Source organism: Dietzia cinnamea NBRC 102147 (assembly GCF_001571065.1).
GTDB lineage: Bacteria > Actinomycetota > Actinomycetes > Mycobacteriales > Mycobacteriaceae > Dietzia > Dietzia cinnamea.
On record NZ_BCSW01000010.1, the window covers coordinates 1 to 17975 of the forward strand.

The window sequence follows — 17975 nt, forward strand, 5'->3', positions numbered from 1 at the left end:
CCGCCCGCCGGCGGGCGGCGCCGCGGCGACGCAGTTCCGGCGGCGCGGGATCGAGGACGACGGCACCCGAGGGGATCCGGTCCGCGCCCGGTTCGCGCAGGATCAGGCGGTCCCCGATCCGCATCGGCAGCGGCGCGGAGATCGCCAGCCGCGCGTGGCGCTCGTCGAGGGGCCGGACGCGGGCGGCCACCGCCGCGGAGCCGAGATGCACCATGATCTGCTCGGGCAGCGCGTCGGTCCGCCCGTCGACCCGCACGTCGACCGTGTCGACCGCCCGCCAGCGGCCCGGCGCGACCAGGGTGCTGCCCCGCGGGACGTCGTCGGCGGCGACCCCGCGGAGGTTCACGGCCACCCGCGCCACCGCGGTCACCTCGTCCCGCGTGTGCCCGAGCGACTGCAGGCCACGCACGGTGACGCGCTGGCCCGACGGACCGAGTTCGAGCGAGTCGCCCACGCGGATCGTGCCGGCGGGCAAGGTCCCGGTGACGACCGTGCCGGCGCCGCCGATCGTGAACGAGCGGTCCACCCACAGGCGCACGTCGGCATCGGGGTCGGGCCGGGGCAAGAGCGAGCCGAGCTCGGCCAGCTCGGCGCGCAGTCGGTCCATGCCCTCGCCGGTGACCGCGGAGACGCACACGGCCGGGATGTCGGCGAGCGGGGTCCCGGCGAGCGCCTCGCGGGCCTCCGCCAATGCGAGCTCCGGCTCCAGCAGGTCACTGCGGGTGATCACCAGGATCCCGTGCCGCACCCGCAGGGCCGCGAGGGCGTCGAGGTGCTCGGCGGACTGCGGCATCCAGCCGTCGTCGGCCGCCACGACGAACATCACCGCCGGCACCGGCCCCACTCCGGCGAGCATGTTCGGGACGAACCGCCGGTGCCCGGGCACGTCGACGAACGCGACGGTCCGGCCGTCCTCGAGGGTGGTGGAGGCGTAGCCGAGGTCGATCGTCAGTCCGCGGCGCCGTTCCTCGTCCCACCGGTCGGGCTCCTCGCCCGTCAGCGCGCGGACGAGCGTCGACTTGCCGTGATCGACGTGCCCGGCGGTGGCCACGACGAACATCAGGCGAGCGCCCCCACGCGGAGCACGAGCGTCGCGAGCTCGTCGTCGTCACCCGGAGGCAACGCCCGCAGATCCAGGAGGCACCGGCCTGCGGCGACCCGCCCCAGGACGGCGGGGCGGCCGGCGCGCAGCGCGTCGGCGAAGGAGTCCGGCAGGGACACCGCGGCGCTGGGGAGCTCGACGCCCGGTGCACCGCCGCCGCCGACGGCCGCGACCGACCGCACGGCCCGCGCGTCCACCCCCGCGTCGTGCAGACGGCCGGCGATGCGCTCGGCGCGCGACATGAGCTCGACGGGGTCCGCCTCGAGCCCCGCCACGACGGGCGGGCGAGGCCCCCGCAACGTCGCCTCAAGCGCCGCGAGGGTGAGCTTGTCGACCCGCAGCGCGCGGGCGAGCGGGTGGCGCCGCAGGCGGTGGACGAGCTCGGCGTCGCCCGCCAGGACCCCGGCCTGCGGGCCGCCGAGCAGCTTGTCGCCGCTCGAGGTGACGAGGTCCGCACCCGCGGCGAGCGTGGTCGTCATGTCCGGCTCGTCGGGGAGCGCGGGATGGGGCGTGAGCAGGCCCGAGCCGATGTCGACGACCAGCGGCACGCCGAGACCGCGGAGATCGGCGGGCGGGACGGACGAGGTGAAGCCGCTCACCACAAAGTTCGACGGGTGCACCTTGAGGACGAACGCGGTGGTGTCGTCGATGGCGCGGGCGTAGTCCTCGGCGTTGACGCGGTTAGTCGTACCGACCTCCCGCAGGCGCGTGCCCGTGGACTCGAGCAGCTCGGGCAGACGGAAGCCGTCGCCGATCTCGACCATCTCGCCGCGCGCGATGACGACCGTGCGGCCCGGGCCGCCCAGCGCCGTCACGGCCAGCGCGAGGGCGGCCGCGCCGTTGTTCACCACGTGCACGTCACCGGCCGTCGGGACCGCCGCGCGCAGGGCGTCCAGCGCCCCGCGGCCCCGCCTGCCGCGGCGTCCCGTCGCCAGATCCAGCTCCACGTCGTTGGTCCCCGCCGCCTCGGCGAGTGCCCGCACCGCGGCATCGGACAGCGGCGCGCGGCCGAGGTTGGTGTGCAGCAGCACGCCGCTGGCGTTGAGGACCCGGGTCAGGGTCACCGCGGCGGTGGGCAGGGCCGCGACGACGGCGTCGACGATGCTCGCCGGGTCGAGGTCGCCCGAGCGGGCCCGCTGCTGCGCGCGCCGGATCTCTGTCTTGACCAACTCGCGGCCCAGGTCGGCGACGGCGGCGGCGAGCCGGGGATCGCGGAGCAGGACGTCGGTGGACGGGATGCGTCGGCGTGGATCGTCGGAAGCGGGCCGGGGCGGCACCGAGCGTGGATCGTCGGCGGCGGTCCGCGTGGGCCCCGCGGGCGGCTGCTCGGCGATCGTCGCTCCCCTTACGGACGGTTGTGGCGGAGGCGGACGGGAATCGAACCCGCCTGACCGAGATACTCGGCCACGTCGGTTTTGAAGACCGCGGGGACCACCAGGTGCCCGGACGCCTCCCTGCCACCACGAGGGTAGGCGTTCGTCGCCGGACGCGCCCGGTGATCCTCGCGCGTGGGTGCCCACCAGCCGCTCTCGTGGTCACCCGCCCGGCCGCTCTCGTGGTCACCCGCCCGGCCGCTCGCGTGGCTAGGGTCGGGGCATGGCCACCGACACCACTTCGTCCCCCGCCCGGTTGACCTCGTACGCCCACGGTGGCGGTTGCGCCTGCAAGATCCCGCCCGGCGCGCTGGAGAACGTCGTCTCCGGACTCGTCGGGGCCCCGGTCCGCGATCCGGCCGCGGAACTCATCGTGGGCCTCGACGACGGCGACGACGCGGCGGCGGTGCGGATCACCGGTGGCCGGGCCGTCATCAGCACCGCCGACTTCTTCACCCCCGTCGTCGACGACCCGTACGACTGGGGGCGCATCGCCGCGGCCAACGCGCTGTCCGACGTCTACGCGATGGGCGGGACGCCGATCATGGCGATCAACCTGCTGTGCTGGCCGATGGACGTCCTGCCGTACGAGATGGCCGGAGAGGTGCTGCGTGGCGCCCAGGAGGTGGCCGGCGCCGCCGGATGCCACGTGGCCGGCGGGCACAGCGTCGACGACCCCGAGCCCAAGTACGGCATGGCCGTCACCGGGCTGGCGGACCCGGACCGGCTGCTGCGCAATGACGCGGGCCGGGCCGGGATGCCGCTGTCGCTCACCAAGCCGCTGGGGATCGGGATGCTCAACTGTCGGCACAAGAACACCGGGGAGGTGAGCCGCGAGGCGATCGAGACGATGACCACCCTCAACGACGTCGCCTCCCGGGACGCCCTGGCCGCCGGGGTCGAGTGCGCCACGGACGTCACCGGGTTCGGCCTGCTCGGCCACCTGTACAAGATGGCCCGGGCCAGCGGCGTCTCGGCCGTGATCGACCCCGCCGCGGTGCCCTACCTCGAGGGCGCCCGTCAGGCGCTCGCCGACGGATACGTCAGCGGCGGGACGCGCCGCAACCTCGACTGGGTACGTCCGCACCTCGCGGCCGACGTGGACGAGGACGAGCTGCTCCTGCTCGCCGACGCCCAGACCTCCGGCGGGCTGCTCGTGGCCGGGGAGATCCCGGGGGGCACCGTGATCGGCGAACTCGTCCCCGCCGGAGACGCGGCGATCACCGTGCGCTGACGGGGCCGGTTTCCCCGCGCCTCGCCGAGCAGAGGGTTTCGCACACCCGCTCTCGGGCGATACCGGCGAAATCCTCTGCTCGGCGGGAGAGTGAGCGCCCAAAGGCGGGAGGGTGAGCGCACGAGGGCGGGAGAGTGAGCGCGCGCGGCCGGGATCCGCCCCGCCAGCTCAGGCGGGGCGGTCGAGGCGGGCGAACGCGTCGAAGATGCGGGCACCGTGGGCCAGCGCCCGCTCGTCCAGCACGAAGCCCGGATGGTGGAGATCCGTCTCCTCGGACTCGCCGTCCCACACCCCCAACCGCAGGTAGACGCCGGGGATCTCCTCGGTGTACCAGGCGAAGTCCTCGCCGCCGCTGGACTGGTCGGCGGTGCCCACCCCGTCGGTTCCGAGTACCGATTCGACGGCCTTCGCCGCGAGGTCGGCGCACTCGTCGTCGTTCACCACGGGCGGCACACCCTGGATGTACTCGACCTCAGTGCGCGCCCCGTACAGGGCACCGATCCGCTCGACCGTCTCGCGGACCAGCGGCTCGACGGTCGCCCACACATCCCGGTCCGCACTGCGCAGCGTGCCCCAGATCTCGCCCGAGTCGGGGATGACGTTGGGCGCGGACCCGCCGGCCTTGAACGAGGCCCACGTGAGCACGGTGCCGGACCGCGGGTCGATCCGCCGGTCGATCACGCCCGTGACGCCCGTGACGATCTGGGCGAGGGTGAAGACGGTGTCCTGGGTCTCGTGCGGACGCGCGGTGTGCCCGCCGTCCGAGTGGACGGTGATGCCGATCTTGGCGTTGGACGAGGTGATGGCCCCGCCGGTCACGCCCACCTCGCCGACCGGGCGGTGCGGGTCGCAGTGCAGCGCGAGGATGCGGTCGACGCCCTTGACCACGCCCTCCTCGACGCAGTCCTTGGCACCGCCGGGCATCGTCTCCTCGGCCGGCTGGAAAATCAGGCGCACCGGGCGGGGCGGCGGGTCGGCGACCAGCATCTCGGCGGCGCCCAGCAGCATCGCCGTGTGGCCGTCGTGCCCGCAGGAGTGGCTGACGCCCTCGACCTCGGAGGAGAAGGACTCGCCGGACTCCTCGCTCATGGCCAGCGCGTCGATGTCCGCGCGCAGCGCCACCACGTCGGTCGACGTGGCCCCGTCGGCGGCCGCGATGTCGCACCACAGCCCGGTGCCCACCTCGAACCGCTCGGGCTTGAGCCCCATCGAGCGGAGCTCGCCCTCGATGTACTCGGTCGTCTCCCGCTCCTCGTAGGACAGCTCGGGGTGGGCGTGGATGTGCCGCCGCCACCCGACGAGCCGGCCCTCGAACCCGGTCGGGTCGGGGGTCTCATTCTTCTTGCGTCCGAACATCGAACACCTCCTGGCAGAACTGGACCACCCGGTCGCCGAGACGCTGCCGGTTGGCCAATTTCACGAATTCATGACCTTCGTCCTCGAACAGCAGGACGTCCACCGGTACGCCGCGCCGGCGCAGGAACTCCACGGCCTGATCGGTCTCGCTGAGCGGCACATTGGTGTCGTGCGCGCCGTGGACGAAGAGCATCGGGACGTCCACGTGGTGGTACCGCCGTAGGGGCGAGACCTCCCGCAGTAGCTCACGTTCCTGGAGCGGGTTGCCGTACTTGGGGTAGGCGGCCGCGGCGATCCACGGCTCGGTGGTGCGGTAGAAGGTCTGCAGGTCGCTCATCCCGCACGCGGCGATTCCGCCTCGCCACCTGCCGGGGTGGCGGACCAGGGTGGCGTTGACCAGGTAGCCGCCGTAGGACCGGCCCGAGACCACCGCCCGGCCTGGATCGGCGATGCCCTCGTCGATCAGGTGCAGCAACGCGTCCTCGACATCGTCGATGCCGGAGAAGCGACCGTAGCGGTCGTCGGCGTGACTGAAGAAACGCCCCGAGCCGGTGGAGCCGCGCACGTTGGGCAGGAAGTAGTTCACGCCGATGTCGAGGTAGCGGCGGGCGATGTCGTTGTACCCGGGGCGCGACTGCCCCTCGGGACCGCCGTGGAGGTGGACCACGGTCGGGCCCGGTTCGTCGCCGATGTCGGGACGGTAGAGCCAGCCGCTGAGCTGGAGCCCGTCACGGGCGGTGAACTCGACCAACGTCGGCGCGGGGTCGGGTTGCTCGGGCGGCCGCCCGGTCCACCTGCGGTTGTCCACGTCGTACATCACCACGCGCGGCGGCTGGTCGAGGCTCTCGATGGTGAGCGCGAGCAACCGGCCGTCTGCGGTGAGCGTGGGTGAGGTCGCCACGACCTCGGGCAGCGGTGGCCGAACGATCACGCGGGGGCGCTCCGGCCGTAGGTCGAGGACCTCGATCTCCGACAGACCACCGCGCACGTTCCACAGCAGCACCGCGGTCGAGCGGTCCAGGCTCACCTCGACGCGGTCGAGATCGGCGTCGGTGCGGAACGCCACCGGCCAGGACTCGGTGGAGTCCTCGTCCGCCTCGACCGCGAGCAGGCCCATCCGGTCCGCCGAATGGTCGCTGCGGACGACCATCCGCATGGGACGGTCGTCGTCCCCCGCGTCGAGGATGACCCCGGCGTCCGTGGTGGAGCCGGTGTCGACGGGTAGCAGTGGCCACCACCGGCCGTCGGGGACGATGCGCAGCAACTCGCGGTTACCGCGGGCACCCACCCGGAACAGCGCGGCTCCGTCCCACGCGTGGACCAGTGCACCGCCCATCCGTCGATCGACGACGGTGTGCTCCCCGGTCTCGGGGTCCACGAGGCGGCCCTCGGCCAGGCCCTCGGAGTCGAACGCCGTCACCGCGAGCAGGTCGCCGTCCCAGCCGACGATCTGGACGGTGGCGTCGCCCACGGTGTCGACGGGGTAGACGTCGTGATCGTCGGGGTCGGTGGTGACCAGCCAGATCCGTTCGCGCTCGCCGCCGTCCGGGGCGACCTCGCAGGCGAGCCACCTGCCGTTGGGCGAGTAGGCCACGCGGCGCACGGGGCCGTCGACGGGCAGCACGACGTCGCGCTCCGGCCCGGCCCCGTCCAGCCCACCCGGCCCCAACGGCCGCTGCACGGCGCGCGGGTAGCCGGTGCGCTCGGTGACCACACACGCCAACATCGACCCGTCGGGCGACAGGTTGGGGGACGTGGTGTGGCGGATCTGGGTGGCCCCCCCGGCGGCGTCGTCGGGTGGTCCCGCGACGTCGCGGGACTCGGCCTCCTCGGTGACCTCGACGTCGACCTCGGTGGTGTCAGGCACGGTGAATCCAGGTGTCCTTTCCGCCGCCTCCGCTCGAGGCGTTGACGACCATGGTGCCCGCCGGGGCCACGCGCGTCAGTGCGACAGGCGGGGCCGTGGCGGCGATCTCTCCCCCCTCACCGTGCCGCAACATGACGAACGCCCGCATGTCCACGTGGCGACGCTGCAGTTCGCGGCCGTCGAACGTCGGCAGGGTGGACAGCGACTGCACCTCTTGCGCGACGAACCGGTCCCCGTGGCGGCGCAGCTCGTCCCGACGCTCGTCGAGCTCCCGGGGCGAGCATTCCGGGCCCACGGTGATGTCGGACCCGCCGTAGCCGTCGATCGGCTTGACGACCAGCTCGCCGAGCCGGTCGAGGACCTGTCGACGCTGGTCCGGGTCGGCGCACAGGTACGTGTCGACCTGGCCGATGAGAGGCTTCTCGCCCAGGTAGAAGTCGATGATCTTGGGGACCATGGCGTAGATCGCCTTGTCGTCGGCGGCACCGTTGCCGGGCGCGTTGACCACGGCGACGCCGTGCTCCGCCATCGCGTTCAGAAGCCCACTGCGCAGCGCGGTGCCATCTGCGCCCGTAGAGGACAGGAGCATCTCCTCGTCCATACGGACGTAGAGCACGTCGATCTTCTGCCGCTCCCCGCCCTCGACCCGCCACAGGGCGGAGTCCTCGCACACCAGGTCCGAGGGCGTCACCAGGGTGCCACCGACCGCCTCCGTGACACTCTTGAGGTCGTACGCCTCGAGTTCGTCCTCGGCGACCACCACGCCGATGGCGGGATCGTCGACCCCCTCGGGCGCGGCCGCCCGCAGGGTGTCGGTCAGCATCGCCAGCGCCTCGCGGGGGTCGTGGACCTCCGACCGCGCACCGAACTCGGGGAAACCCTCGGCGATCCGGTCGCGCAGTGCGACCGCCATCGCCATCCCCCCGGGCATCCGCAGGTTGTCCTCGAGCACGATCCACTCGCCCGGCGCCGTGGAGACCAGGTCCACGCCACACACCGGGGCGTGGAGGACGCCCTCGGGCACCGCGCGTCCGGTGGGACGGAACCCCGGTGCGCGCTGGAGCGCCTCGGCGGGGACCACGCCGGCCCGGCTGATCTCGCCCGCCCCGTAGATGTCGCGCAGGAACATCTCCATCGCGCGCGCCCGCTGCTCGATGCCCGCAGAGATCCGCGCCCATTGGTCAGCCGGGACGATCCGCGGGACGGAGTCCAGCGGGAAGACCTGCGGCTCGTCCTTGCCGTACACCTTGAGCGTGATGCCCATGGAGCGCAGCGTGTCGTCCACCTGCTCCTTACGCTCGCACAGGACCTCGGGGCCCATGTCGGACACGGACTTGAGCAGGTCCACGTACTCGGGCCGCGGGGTGCCGTCCTCGGAGATGGCCTCGTCGTGCACCTCCTCGGTGACCGCCTCCCCGAGCGGCGAGTAGGAGGCGAGCATGTGTCGCATCCCGCGGTCGTCGGCGGTGTCCCGGGGGCGGATCCGCTCGACGGTCTCGGCCAGCAGGACGGCGATCACGTCGCTGCGGCGTCCCCGTCGGCGGTGCGCCGCGCGTTGGCGGGTGGCCGAGGTCGCGGAACCGCGGACCCCGTCGAGCAGGTTCAGCACCAGGTCGAGTTCGCCTCCGGCCCGGAGGTGGTCGACGTGGTCGTCGACCAGTCCGGTGAGCACCTCGGTGGCGGGGCGGGGGCGCCCGGTCGCCACGTCCACGAGGTCCCCCTCGAGTCCGGAGCGTGCGGCGCGCCAGAACGCCGCGGCCAGCACGGCGTCGGAGGGTCCGTCCCACCCACCGGATCCGGAGTCCTGACCGGCGTCCCGTTCGGCGAGGACGCGGTCGACCGCCGCGCGGAACAGGGCGGCGACGACGACGAGGGTGTCGATCGTGCTGCAGGAATCGCAGGCCACGAGTTCGATCCCGTCCCCGTCCCGGGCGGGGCGGACGTCGACCGCGATCCCCTCCCGTCCCGCGACCACGCCGGTGGCGACGATCTCGTCCTCGCAGGCGAGCGCCTCGTCGGCGGTGTCGGCGGCATAGGCGGGCAGGTGTGCGGGCGACCACTGGCTCTCGAAGTAGCGGGTGGAGGCGTACCCGGAATCGGTGCCGTCGGCCCAGTAGGGGGAACTCGCCGACAGTGCCAGCAGCACCGGCGCGAGGGCGGCGACCCGTCGGGCCGCGTACTGGGCCTCGTCGGCGTCGGCGGTCTCGACCACCACCCGGAAGCCGGCCGAGGCGCGGGTCTGCGACTCGCGGCCCGGCGCGGGGTGGGGGTCCTGCGGGGCGGGGTCGAACTCCACGCCGGGCGAGGCCAGCGACCCTGCCGCGACCACCCCGGTCCGCAGTCCGTTGGCGGCCTCCGCCAGGCGGGTCCGGTTGCGGCGGAGGGTGTCCCCGAGCTCGCCGAGCCCGGTGTGGGCGCCCGCGTCCGCGACCACGATCGCGCCGTGTTGCTCCGGCCGGACGTGGCCCTCCTGTCCCCGTTGCCCGGTGTCGCCGAGAGCGGCGAGCACCTCCGTTGCCCGCCGAACCGGTCGCCGGGTCCTCGTGTCGACGAGGTGGAGTTCCTCTTCGACTCTGATCCATCGCTGTGCGTCGGTCATCATTCCCACGCTAAGCGAACCCGGGCGAGCCCGCACCCGCAGCAGCTCTCCGGGCCCGGCGCGGGGGTCACCGCATGATCCACGTGTCCTTGCCGCCGCCGCCCCGCGAGGAGTTGACGATCATCGATCCCGCCGGCGCGACCCGGGTGAGCCCGGCCGGGACCGCGTGTGCGGTGGTCCTGCCCCCCTCGCGTCGGACGTGGGCGAACGCGCGGAGGTCCACGTGTCGGCGCTGCATCCGGGTGCCGTCGAAGGTCGGCAACGTGGACAGGGGCACGACCTCCTGGGCGATGAACCCCTCCGGCCGGGTGAGCAGGTCCTCCCGGCGGGCGGCCAGCTCCGCCTCCGAGCACTCCGGCCCGATGGTGATCCCGAGTCCGCCGTACCCGTCGATCGGCTTGACCACCAGCTCGCCGAGGCGGTCCAACACGAGGTCCCGCTGCGTCCGGTCGGCACACAGGTAGGTGGGGACCTGCTCGAGGATCGGGGTCTCCCCCAGGTAGAAGTCGATCATGGCGGGGACGGAGGCGTAGACGGCCTTGTCGTCGGCCACCCCGTTGCCGAGGGCGTTGGCGATGGTCAGCCGACCGGCGCCGAGCGCGTCCAGCAGCCCGTCGCGCAGCGGGATGCCGTCGTCGCCCGGCGAGCTGAGGAGCATGTCCTCGTCTATCCGGGCGTACATGACATCCACCCGGTGCAGGTCGCGGCCCGCGCGATGGTGCAGCACCCCGTCCCGGAAGGTGAGCCGGTCTGGCGTGACCAGCGGCAGTCCGGTGCGCTGCGCGATGAGTCGGTGCTCGAACCAGGCCGAATCTGCCGACCCGGAGGAGACGACCGCGAGCTGCGGCTCGTCCCCGGCGGCCGGCGGGGCGGCCGCCTCGAGCGTCTCGCGGATCATGCCGAACGCCTCGTCCGGCGCGTGGAGATCGAACCCGCCCGTGAGGTCGCCGAACAGGGAGGTGGTCATCTGTCGCAGGGCGTGGGAGAAGGCGATCCCGGAGGGCACCCGGACGTTGTCCTCCAGCACGAACCACGTGCCGTCGTCCCCGCACACCAGGTCGATCCCGCAGATGTGCGCCCGCGTCCGACCCGGCCGCTGTACGCGTCCCGTGCTGCGGTGACCGGGGGCGCGGTCCAGGGACTCGGGCGTCATGTGCCCCGCGCGCACGAACTCGCGCTGGCCGTAGATGTCGTCGAGGAAGGCGTCCAGGGCGCGGGCGCGCTGCTCCGTGCCGGCGGCCAGCACCCGCCACACTTCGGGCGAGATGATGCGGGGTACGAAGTCCATGGGGAACGCCTGGGGCCGCTCCTGTCCGGTGACCCGGAACGTCACCCCGGCCACCGAGGCCTCCTTCTCCGCCGTCACCTGTCGCGACCGGAGCCGCACGGTGCCCGCCCGGTCCAGGGCCGACATCACGGGAGCGTAGGCCTCACGGGGGGCACCCCCCTCCTCGACCGCCTCGTCCCAGCTCGGGTCGGCGTCGAGGCCCTCGATCGGTTCGTAGACGCCGAACAGTCGGGAGTGGGCGTCGGGGACCGCCGACCGGGGACCGCTGATCCCGGCGGTCTCCGCCGCGAGCAGGTCGACCACGTCGTGGGGGTGTCCCCGCCGACGGAGGGCCTGGCGCTGCCGGAACGCACTGCTGCCGTTGTAGAGCGCGTTGTCGAGGAGGGTGCGCACGGTGTCGAGGTCGCCCGAGCGGCTCAACTCGCCGGTCAGGGACTCCACCAGATCCGAGACGACGTCGGTGGCGGGCCGGGCCCGGAAGGTGACGGGGTCCACGAGATCACCCTCGAGGCCCGACCGGGCCGCGCGCCACAGGGCTGCCCGCAGCCTCGTCTCGGCGGGGGCCGCCGACCCGGCGCCGTCGGCGACGGCGGTCGCCTCGCGTTCGACGAGGGCCCGGAACAGGGCGGCGGCCAGAACGGTGGCGTCGGCGGAGGGACAGGCGTCGCCCACCTGCAGCTCCACGGACCGCCGGTCGGCCCCGGGCTGCACACCGAAGTCCACCATCGACGCATCGACGACCACCCCGCTGGCCACGAGGTCGGCCACCAGCTCGTCGTACTCGGCGGCCGAGCACACGCCCGCCACGGGCGCCGCCGTGGGCCACTGCGAGGCCGCCACCGAGCGGCAACTCGCGTAGCCGGAGTCCGACCCGTCCCTCAGGAAGGGCGAGCTCGCCGTGAGCGCGAGGAACACCGGCAGGTACGGAGCGATCCGGCAGGACACCGCGACCGCCTCGTCTGCGCCATGGGCCTCCACCCGGATCCGGACGCCACAGTAGATCTGATCCCGGGCCAGGTACTCGTAGTCGGCCAGGAGTCGACGAGTCCTCGGCGTCTCGTCGACGAGGGCGGACCCGGGGGGCACGAGCGGGACGGCCCCGGCGGCGACCACCGCCAGCCCGAGCTCGGCCCCCGCCCCGTTGAGCCCCGCCCGCTCCGCGCGGAGGGCCGACCGCAGCTCCGTCGCGGACCCGGCAGGGGCGGTCGCGGCGCGGATGACGCAGTTGCGCAGTTCCTCTCCCGCGCCACCTCCACCCCGCAGGGCCAGCAGCTCCGCCGCCCGGGGCGTCAACTCCCTGCTCGCGGTGTCGAGGACGTGCAGGTCCTCTTCGACGACCATCGACCTCAACACTGCTTCCATAAAGGAAGTGTAGGGCCGGGGGGGCGGAGTTCACATCCGGTCGGATTGTGGGATGGGTCTCATCGGATCCGGGTTCAGCGCGCCTTCCATACCGGGGCACGCTTCTCCGCGAACGCCCTCGGGCCCTCCGCCGCGTCCTCGGAGGTCATGACGGTGATCATCTCCGTGTCATTGACCTTCCACTGGTCGACCTCCGCCGGACGCCCGCCGTCGGTGATACCGAGCGCGACCCGCTTGGTCCCCTGGACCGCCAGCGGCGCGTTGGCGGCGATGGTCCCGGCGAGCTCGAGCGCGGTGTCGAGCAGCCGGTCGGCCGGGACGACGTGGTTGATCAGGTGCAGGTCGAGCGCCCGCCCGGCGGTGATCGGCTCGCCGGTGAGCATCATCTCCATGGCCACCCGGTGGGGCAGCTGGGCCGGCAGCCGGAACGCGCCACCGGCGGCGGCGATGAGCCCACGCCGCACCTCCGGCAGACCGAACACCGCGTGGTCGGCGGCCACCACGAGGTCGCAGGCCAGGGCGATCTCGCAGCCCCCACCCAGTGCGGTGCCGTTGACCGCGCCGATCACGGGGACCGAGACGTACTGCTGCATCATCCCCGCGAATCCCCACCACCGGTTCTCGACCGGGAAGATGTCCTCACCCCGGGAGATGGCCTTGAGGTCGGCGCCCGCACAGAACGACCGCTCTCCCGCGCCGGTGATCACCACGACCCGGATCTCGGGATCGGTGTCCGCCTCGTGCAGCGCGTTGCCCAGCAGCGTGCTGACCTCGCCGTTGACGGCGTTGCGGGCCTCCGGGCGGTCGAGGGTGACGAGTAGGACGTGGTCCCGGCGCTCGGTACGGACGGCGGGACGGTTCTCGGTTGACGTCATGGGCCCAGTCTCGCCCGGCGGTGGCTGCCACGCAGCCCCTCCGCGCTATTCGGCCCTCTCCGCAGGAAGGTTCGTGCGGATGTCCGCGCATCGCACGCTCGAGTGGCACGGCCGACGTCGCTGCGCGTAAACGCATCCTTCCCCTCGGCCGGTCCCGGTGCGGGCGGGCCCAGGCGCCCCGCCGGTCGGGCACCGTGCCCCGCCGGTCGGGCTCCATGTCGCGGGTCGGGGGCGCCACTCGCGGGTCGCCGACGGTCGCCGCGGGGCCACCGCCGAACTGTCGCCGATTCCGACCCGCGCTGCAGCGCCCCGAGGAGACGGGCCGGTCGAGGGTTGTCATAACCGAAACGAAGGCGAGCGAGAGATGTTTCACGTGAACCCTTCTCGGCGGTGGGTGGATGCCCCGCCCCCGGCGAGGTAGTGTGAGCCACTACAGATATATTTGATTTAGATCATCGGTCTCGGCGCTCCGGGTGGGTGCCCTTCTCTCGTGGAATGAGGTGGCGGACGTGGCCCCCACACGACTCGGCCAGCGCCCGCAGCTCTCCGAGGAGGTCGCCGACCACGTGCGGACTCGGATCATGAGCGGCGATGTCCGCCCGGGGTCCTTCATCCGGCTCGACGAGACCGCCTCCGCACTCGGGGTGAGCGTGACCCCGGTCCGGGAGGCACTACTCACCCTGCGCGGCGAGGGCCTCGTCGATCTGGTGCCGCGGCGCGGCTACCTGGTCTCGCCGATGAGCCGCCAGGACATCGAGGACATCTTCTGGCTCCAAGCGGAACTCTCCAAGCGCATCGTCGACCGGGCCATCACCCGCTACGACGCGGAAACTCTCGAGTTCCACGGTCGTCTGATCGACGAATTCGAGAAGGCATCCGCGTCAGATGACACCGACGGCGTGGTGCACGCCCAGTACGCGATCCACCGGTGCCTCAACCGGGCTTCCCGCTCGGACAAGCTGTCCCGGTTCCTGTCCAACGCCGCCCGCTACATGCCCTACCGGCTGTACGCGGACGACCCCGAGTGGCGTGCGGGCGCACTGACGGACAACCGCCGCATGCTCGAGGCGCTGCGTGACGGCGACGTCGAGACGGCCCACGAAGTGGTGGACGCCGAGTTCACCGGTGGCGCGAGTCTGCTCATCGCCCATCTCGAGCGAGCGGGCGTGTGGGACGACGAGCGCGCACCGGAACTCGACCCCGAGCACTGAGTCCCACTTCAGTGATCGGTCCGTCCGCACTCTCCACCTCAGATCGGTTTGAACAGGATGCGGTGGGTGGCCGTCCGAACCGTCCGGGGGAGTTCGTCGGGCCGCGTGCGAACTCCACGGGATTCCGAGTTCATCCCGGAACGGTCGCTGCAGGAAGCCGGTGGTCGCGCACCTGTGGATCCGGCCCGACGATAGAGCTGGTGAGCACTTCCCTGCTCTCCCGGAGTGGTCGGACGGGAGCCGGGACACCAGCTCAGACGCCCACGGTGCCGTGCTCGGAACGCAGTGTGCCCTTGACGACCTTGCCGCTGGCGTTGCGGGGGAGTTCGTCGACGTGGACCAGATGCTTGGGGAGCTTGAAGCCGGTGAGCTTGTCCCGCAGCCACTCGCTGAGCTCCTCGAGGGTGAGATCGGCAACGCCGTCCTCCACGTTCTGGGCGACCACTGCGACGGGGACCTCGCCCCACCTGTCGTCCTTGCGGCCGATCACCGCGACCTCGCGGATCCTCGGGTGCCCGGCGATGATGTTCTCCACCTCGGCGCAGTAGATGTTCTCGCCGCCGGAGATGATCATGTCCTTCTTGCGGTCCACCACGTAGACGAAGCCCTCGTCGTCCATGCGGACCAGGTCGCCGGAGTGGAACCACCCGCCCTCGAAGGCCTCCGCCGTCTCCTTGGGCTTGTTCCAGTAGCCGGACATGGTGGTGGGACCGCGGTAGACGATCTCACCCGGGCCGACGAGCTCGCCGAAGGCGTCGACGACGCGGGCCTGGAGGGTGGGGATGACCTTGCCGACGGAGCCGATCTTGCGGATCGCGTCATCGCCGTCGAGGGCACAGGTGATGGGGCTCATCTCGGTCTGGCCGAACACCGCGCAGTTCAGGGCGTCCGGGAAGGTCTCGGCCATGGCGCGCAGGATCGTGTCGGTGGACGGGGCCGCGCCCCAGGAGATGGTGCGCAGCACCAGGCTGCGCGGGCGGGCCTGCTGCTCGGCACAGACGGCCTGCCACTGCACGGGGACGAGGAAGATGCTGGTGATGTGCTCGGCCTCGAGGGTGTCCAGGACCGCTGCGGGGTCGAAGGCCTGCAGCGGGTGGACCACCGTGACGCCGCCGAGTTGGAGGCTCGGCGCGATCGAGCCGAGCGCCGCGATGTGGAACATCGGGGCGGCGCACAGTGCGCGCCCGTCCTCCTCGAACAGTCGGAACACCCGGATGCAGGTCAGGGACTGCGCCGTGAGGTTCTCGTAGGAGAGCATCGCGCCCTTGGGGCGACCCGTGGTGCCCGAGGTGTACATGATGAGCGCGGTGGAGTCCTCGGGGACGTCGACGGGCTCGTGCGGCTGGCCCTCCTCCGCGATCGCGTCCGCGTACGTGGTCTGGTCGGGCGTCCCCGGTTCACCGCCGATGACGATGTGGTGGCCCGGCTCCTCGCCCTGGGCGCGGATCGCGCCGACGAGCGGGGCGAGCATCGCGTCGGTGATGACGCCCTTCGGCGTGCAATCGCTGACCAGGTAGGCGAGCTCGCCGGGGGTGAGACGGAAGTTCACCGGGACCGCGATGGCACCCAGCTCGTTGATGCCCAGGACCGCCTCGACGAACTCCGGGTTGTTGAGCGTGATGAGCATGACCCGGTCGCCCCTGCCCACACCGCGGCGGGCCAACGCGTCGGCGAAGCGGTTGCTGCGGTCGTGCAGCTGGGACCACGTGGAGGTCTGGCCGAGGAACCGCAGCGCCTCGGCGTCGGGCTGCATCTCGGCGTGGGTGGCGACCCACGTGTTCCAGTTGTTGCGACGTGCCGCGTGGAGTTCGGCGATGGGATCCGTGGCGGTGGTCATGATCTCGGCCTTTCGTAGGGCGGTGGGTGACGGGAGGGGCAGGTGACAGGAGGGACGGTTCAGGAGAAGTTCGGGCGCCGTTTCTCGAGGATCGAGGACACGCCCTCGGCGAAGTCGGGGGAGATCAGCAGCTCGCACTGGCCCTCGTGTTCCCTGGCCAGGGCCGCGTCCAGCTCGGCGAGCGTGGCCCCGGTGACGGCCCTCTTGGTCAGTTCCAGGGCGCGGCGCGGACCCCGGGCCAGTCGGCGGGCGAGCTTCGCGGCGGCGGGCTCGAGGTCCGCGGTCGGGTGGACCTCCATGGCCAGTCCGACGTCGTGGGCCTCCGCGGCGGAGACGGCGTCGCCACGCAGCAGCATGCGCGAGGCGATCGATCGTCCGACGGCCGCGGGCAGCAGCACGCTGGCGCCGCCGTCGGGCATGAGTCCGATGTTGGTGAACGCGAACAGCAGGTAGGCGTCCTCCGACATGAGGACGAGGTCGGAGGCCAGCGCGAGCGAGACGCCCACCCCGGCCGCCGGGCCGGTGACGGCGGCGATTACCGGGACCGGGGCCGTGAGGACCGCGCGGACCAGTGCGGCGGCCCCGGCCATGGTCGCGTCGGGGCTGGGCGCGTCCGCGCCGGCGTCCTTGATCGCCTGCAAGTCAGCTCCGGTGGTGAACGCCCCGCCCTCCCCTGAAAGCACGATGACCCGGGTGCCCGGATCGCTGCCGTGTTCGATGATGAGCTCGGTCAGCGCGGTGACGGTGGGGTGGTCGAGCGCGTTCATCCGGTCGGGCCGGTTGATACTGATCGTGGTCACGCCCAGGTCGTCATGGTCGACCTTGATGGCGTCACGTCCGGTCGCGGTCATCGGACCGTCTCCCCCGCCTCGACCATCCCGGCCAGCCTGCCGGTGATGATCTCCTCAGCCTGGGCCATCATCCGGTCGACGAGCTCCGCCGCGGTGGGTACGTCGTGGATCAGACCCTGACACTGGCCGGCGCTCCAGATGCCCGCGTCCAGGTCGCCGTCCTCGAAGACCTTGCGTCCGCGGGCTCCGGCGACGAGGTGCTGGATGTCGGAGAACTCGGCACCCTCGGCCTCTTTCGACACGACCTCGGCGGAGACGGCGTTGGCGGCCACCCGCGCGGTGTTGTGCAGTGTCCGGAAGATCAGCTTCGTGTCGAGCTCGGTGTTGGCCACGATCTGTTGTTTGACCTGCTCGGCCACCGGCGACTCGGCCGTGCACATGAAGCGGGTGCCCATGTTGGCGCCGTCGGCTCCCAGCGCCAGTGCTGCCACCATGCCGCGGGCGTCGGCGATCCCGCCGGAGGCGAGGATCGGGATGGACAGCCTCGCCGCCGCGGCAGGGATGAGCACCAGGCCGGGGACGTCGTCCTCCCCCGGGTGGCCCGCGCACTCGAAGCCGTCGATCGACACCGCGTCCACACCGAGCTGCTCGGCCTTGATCGCGTGGCGGACCGAGGTGCACTTGTGGATCACCTTGATGCCGGCCTCGTGGAACACCGGTAGGTGGTCCTTGGGATTGGACCCGGCCGTCTCGACGATCTTCACGCCCGACTCGACGATCGCCTGCCGGTACTCGGCGTACGGGGGCGGAGAGATCGCGGGAAGGATCGTGAGGTTGACGCCGAACGGCTGGTCGGTCATCTCCCGGCAGCGCGCGATCTCCTTGACCAGGTCCTCGGGCGTGGGTTGGGTGAGTCCGGTGATGATCCCCAGCGCGCCGGCCTCGGACACGGCGGCGGCGAGTTCGGCGCGGCCGACCCACATCATGCCGCCCTGGACGATGGGATGACGGACGCCGAACTCCTCGGTGAATCGGGTGCGGATCACGGCTGGACCTCCTCGTAGGTGCCACCGGAGGTGG

At 72.3% G+C, this 17975-nt stretch carries 12 protein-coding genes and 1 tRNA gene; 2 read left to right on the forward strand and 11 right to left on the reverse strand.

From position 1 onward, the window contains the following. The 3 genes from selB to DCI01S_RS05685 form a co-directional block, all read right to left on the reverse strand. Positions 1-1060: selenocysteine-specific translation elongation factor (gene selB, locus DCI01S_RS05675; RefSeq protein WP_174521531.1), on the reverse strand; the 1060-nt coding region annotated here is incomplete at its 3' end. Continuing rightward, the gene (gene selA / locus DCI01S_RS05680) at positions 1060-2322 is read right to left on the reverse strand and encodes an L-seryl-tRNA(Sec) selenium transferase (protein WP_061228392.1); all 1263 of its coding nucleotides are present in this window, start codon (positions 2320-2322) and stop codon (positions 1060-1062) included. The genes selB and selA, both read right to left, overlap by 1 nt. 138 nt (positions 2323-2460) lie before the next feature. Then, a tRNA-Sec gene (locus DCI01S_RS05685) sits at positions 2461-2556 on the reverse strand. Between the two features lie 142 nt (positions 2557-2698). Here DCI01S_RS05685 and selD point away from each other — a divergent pair. Further along, positions 2699-3709, forward strand: a complete 1011-nt coding sequence (selD, locus tag DCI01S_RS05690) for a selenide, water dikinase SelD (RefSeq protein ID WP_007627206.1) — start codon at positions 2699-2701, stop codon at positions 3707-3709. A gap of 168 nt (positions 3710-3877) precedes the next feature. Here the strand turns inward: selD and DCI01S_RS05695 are convergent, their stop codons facing one another. From DCI01S_RS05695 to DCI01S_RS05715, 5 genes are all read right to left on the reverse strand, one after another. Beyond that, positions 3878-5065, reverse strand: a complete 1188-nt coding sequence (locus DCI01S_RS05695) for a M20 family metallopeptidase (protein WP_007627205.1) — start codon at positions 5063-5065, stop codon at positions 3878-3880. Then, positions 5043-6932, reverse strand: a complete 1890-nt coding sequence (locus DCI01S_RS05700) for an alpha/beta hydrolase family protein (protein ID WP_007627203.1) — start codon at positions 6930-6932, stop codon at positions 5043-5045. Before DCI01S_RS05700 ends, DCI01S_RS05695 begins: the two co-directional genes overlap by 23 nt. Beyond that, complete coding sequence (locus DCI01S_RS05705; protein ID WP_050797105.1) at positions 6925-9531, reverse strand: carboxylate--amine ligase/circularly permuted type 2 ATP-grasp protein; 2607 nt, start codon at positions 9529-9531, stop codon at positions 6925-6927. Before DCI01S_RS05705 ends, DCI01S_RS05700 begins: the two co-directional genes overlap by 8 nt. 67 nt (positions 9532-9598) lie before the next feature. Continuing rightward, positions 9599-12181, reverse strand: coding sequence for a carboxylate--amine ligase/circularly permuted type 2 ATP-grasp protein (locus tag DCI01S_RS05710; protein ID WP_100086214.1), 2583 nt, complete (start codon positions 12179-12181; stop codon positions 9599-9601). A gap of 74 nt (positions 12182-12255) precedes the next feature. After that, a complete protein-coding gene (locus DCI01S_RS05715; protein ID WP_007627199.1) occupies positions 12256-13056 on the reverse strand; it encodes a crotonase/enoyl-CoA hydratase family protein in 801 nt (266 codons plus the stop codon). Positions 13057-13556: 500 nt separating this feature from the next. Between DCI01S_RS05715 and DCI01S_RS05720 the strand changes: the two genes are divergently transcribed. Then, entirely contained in the window at positions 13557-14267 is a 711-nt protein-coding gene (locus DCI01S_RS05720) for a GntR family transcriptional regulator (protein WP_007627198.1), read from the forward strand. Positions 14268-14520: 253 nt separating this feature from the next. Here the strand turns inward: DCI01S_RS05720 and fadD5 are convergent, their stop codons facing one another. Genes fadD5 through DCI01S_RS05735 form a run of 3 tightly spaced genes read right to left on the reverse strand, consistent with a single transcriptional unit; the run spans position 14521 to position 17938 of the window. Further along, positions 14521-16104 carry a fatty-acid--CoA ligase FadD5 gene (gene fadD5 / locus DCI01S_RS05725; RefSeq protein WP_007627197.1) on the reverse strand — a complete coding sequence of 528 codons (1584 nt, stop codon included), beginning with the start codon at positions 16102-16104 and terminating at the stop codon, positions 14521-14523. A 59-nt stretch (positions 16105-16163) separates the two neighbouring features. After that, positions 16164-16955 (reverse strand): enoyl-CoA hydratase-related protein, encoded by a 792-nt coding sequence (locus DCI01S_RS05730; RefSeq protein ID WP_007627195.1) that lies wholly within the window; start codon positions 16953-16955, stop codon positions 16164-16166. Continuing rightward, the gene (locus DCI01S_RS05735; RefSeq protein WP_174521532.1) at positions 16952-17938 is read right to left on the reverse strand and encodes an NAD(P)H-dependent flavin oxidoreductase; all 987 of its coding nucleotides are present in this window, start codon (positions 17936-17938) and stop codon (positions 16952-16954) included. The genes DCI01S_RS05730 and DCI01S_RS05735 overlap by 4 nt, the downstream gene beginning before the upstream one ends. Positions 17939-17975: the final 37 nt, after the last annotated feature.